The sequence below is a fragment of the Collinsella sp. AM43-1 genome (assembly GCF_003467925.1).
In the GTDB taxonomy this organism is placed as follows: domain Bacteria; phylum Actinomycetota; class Coriobacteriia; order Coriobacteriales; family Coriobacteriaceae; genus Collinsella.
In genome coordinates, this window is sequence record NZ_QSFR01000019.1 from 44637 (window position 1) to 47740 (window position 3104).

Consider the following 3104-nt stretch of genomic DNA (forward strand, 5'->3'; position numbering starts at 1 on the left):
GACGGCTCGGTGCCGTCCACCGGTCAGCGGCGCCCTGGCCTCCCACGGGCTGGCCCCGCAGTACTCTCGGCGCGATGGGGCTTAGCTTCCGGGTTCGGAACGGGACCGGGCGTGCCCCCCATGCTCTGGCCGCTGACCGGTGGGCGGCGCCCACCGTTACGGTGTCCTGGGTCTAACATCTACGTGCCCTGGGGGCCGCATGGCGCATAGGGGAGGTGACTCGGGGGCATCCTCGTGCCCGGACCGCGCATGAGCGCTAGGTCCCGCGGGCCGCGAGGTGCGGTTCCGGAAGAGCTCGGGCGATTAGTGCGGCTCGGCTGAGGCTGTCGCCAGCCTTGCACCTGCCGTCTATCGACCAGGTAGTCTACCTGGGCCCTTACCGGAAGGAGAACTAATCCCTGGAACGGCTTCCCGCTTAGATGCCTTCAGCGGTTATCCGCGCCGCACGCGGCTACCCGGCCGTGCCGTTGGTCGACAACCGGTTCACCGGAGGTGCGTCCACCCCGGTCCTCTCGTACTGGGGGCAGCCTCCATCGATTCTCCTGCGCCCACGGAGGATAGGGACCGAACTGTCTCACGACGTTCTGAACCCAGCTCGCGTACCGCTTTAAACGGCGAACAGCCGTACCCTTGGGACCTGCTCCAGCCCCAGGATGCGATGAGCCGACATCGAGGTGCCAAACCTTGCCGTCGATGTGGACTCTTGGGCAAGATCAGCCTGTTATCCCCGGAGTACCTTTTATCCGTTGAGCGACGGCCCACCCACTCGGGGCCGCCGGATCACTAGAGCCTGCTTTCGCACCTGCTCGGCTTGTGGGCCTCGCAGTCAAGCCCGCTTGTACTCTTGCATTCAAAAGGACGGTTGCCGACCGTCCCGAGCGGACCTTCGCGCGCCTCCGTTACCCTTTAGGAGGCGACCGCCCCAGTCAAACTGCCCGCCTGGCACGGTCCCCGAGCCGGTTGACGGCCTCGGGTTAGGACGCCGGTCGCGCGAGGGCAGTATTCCAAGGGCGGCTCCCCGGGGGCTGGCGCCTCCGGATCTGTGCCTCCTGCCTATCCTCTACACGCGGGACCAGCGGCCAATGCCAAGCTGCAGTGAAGGTTCACGGGGTCTTTCCGTCCTTCCGCGGGTAAGTCGCATCTTCACGACCAGTGCAATTTCACCGGGTCCATGGTCGAGACAGCGCCCAAGTCGTTGCGCCTTTCGTGCAGGTCGGAACTTACCCGACAAGGAATTTCGCTACCTTAGGACCGTTATAGTTACGGCCGCCGTTTACCGGGGCTTGGCTTCGGGGCTTCGCGCGATGCGCTAACTCCTCCGCGTGACCTTCCGGCACCGGGCAGGCGTCAGACCCTATACGTCGCCTTGCGGCTTCTGCAGAGTCCTGTGTTTTTGGTAAACAGTCGCTTGGGCCTCTCCACTGCGGCCCGCCTCCGCTCCCGGAGCAAGTCCGTTCACGTACGCGCGGGCACCCCTTCTCCCGAAGTTACGGGGCCATTGTGCCGAGTTCCTTGACCATGGTTGACCCGATCGCCTCGGTATGTTCTACCCACCCACCTGTGTCGGTTTGCGGTACGGGCGCGCACGCGCCTGCCTAGGGGTTTTTCTAGGGACCTCGGGCTCACTCGCTTCGCTTAAGTGCTTCGTCCGGAGCCTCGCCCTCGTGCGGACCGGATTTCCCTGGTCCGCGGGCCGCGCTCCATCACGGGGACGTCCAGAACCCCGCCGAGCCACCCCCATCCGTCGCCCCGTCGGTCGTAGCGCCGCGTGCGCGGTGCAGGAATGTCTGCCTGCTGCGCGTCGGCTACGCCTCCCGGCCTCGCCTTAGCCCCCGACTGACCCTGGGAGGATTAGCCTTGCCCAGGAAACCTCGGGTTCACGGCGGACGAGTTACTCTCTCGTCTCTCGCTACTCATGCCAGCATTCTCACTCCCATGCGCTCCACCGCCGGTCGCCCGGCGGCTTCCCCGCCCATGGGAAGCTCCCCTACCGATTCTGAAAATCAAAATCCCGCCGCTTCGGTGTCCAGCTTAGCCCCGTGTATTGTCGGCGCATGTCCACTCGACCAGTGAGCTGTTACGCACTCTTTGAATGGATGGCTGCTTCTAAGCCAACATCCTGGTTGTCTGGGCGGACGCACATCCTTTGCCACTCGGCTGGAACTTGGGGACCTTAGCGGGCGGTCCGGGCTGTTTCCCTCTCGAGCACACAGCTTAGCCCACATGCTCTGACTGCCGCGCTCTGGGCCGCCGGCATTCGGAGTTCGGTTGGATTCGGTAGGCGGCGAAGCCCCCTCGTCCATCCGGTGCTCTACCTCCGGCGGTGAACGCGCGACGCTAGCCCTAAAGCTATTTCGGGGAGAACGAGATATCTCCGGGTTTGATTGGCCTTTCACCCCTATCCGCAGGTCATCGCCGCCGTTTTCAACCGACGTGCGTTCGGCCCTCCACGGGGTCTTACCCCCGCTTCAGCCTGCCCACGGATAGCTCACCCGGCTTCGCGTCCGCGGCGCGGGACTCAAGTCGCCCTGTTAAGGCTCGCTTTCGCTCCGGCTCCCTTTCGGTTAACCTCGCCCCGCGCCAGCGACTCGCTGGCTCATTCTACAAAAGGCACGCCGTCACAACATAAAGTTGCTCCGACTGCTCGTGGGCGCACGGTTTCAGGTACTGTTTCACTCCCCTCCCGGGGTGCTTTTCACCTTTCCCTCACGGTACTGGTGCGCTATCGGTCACAGGGTAGTACTCAGGCTTGGATGGTGGTCCACCCAGGTTCGGACCGGGTTTCACGTGCCCGGCCCTACTCAGGGACCGCGTCGCGCCGTCCGGTCTGGGTTCGCGTACGGGGCTGTCACCCGCTGCGGCCGGCCCTCCCATGCCGTTCCGCTCCCCAGCCGGACCTGCGCCCGGGGGCGGCAGCCCCCGGATGCGCGGCCCTGCAACCCCGTCGGCGGAACCCCTGCCGGGTATGCCCGCTCGACGGTTTGGCCATCGGTCCCCTTTCGCTCGCCGCTACTCGGGGAGTCTCGAGATTGATTTCCTCTCCTCCGGGTACTTAGATGTTTCAGTTCCCCGGGTTGTCCTCCCGGCCCCTATGTGTTCAGGGT

The 3104-nt window shown here is 64.9% G+C and carries 2 rRNA genes; both read right to left on the reverse strand.

Annotation, left to right across the window (positions count from 1 at the left end):
- Positions 1-21 precede the first annotated feature (21 nt).
- Positions 22-137: ribosomal RNA gene (rrf, locus tag DW925_RS08675) — 5S ribosomal RNA — on the reverse strand.
- A 146-nt stretch (positions 138-283) separates the two neighbouring features.
- A 23S ribosomal RNA gene (locus DW925_RS08680) occupies positions 284-3104 on the reverse strand; the annotation flags it as partial.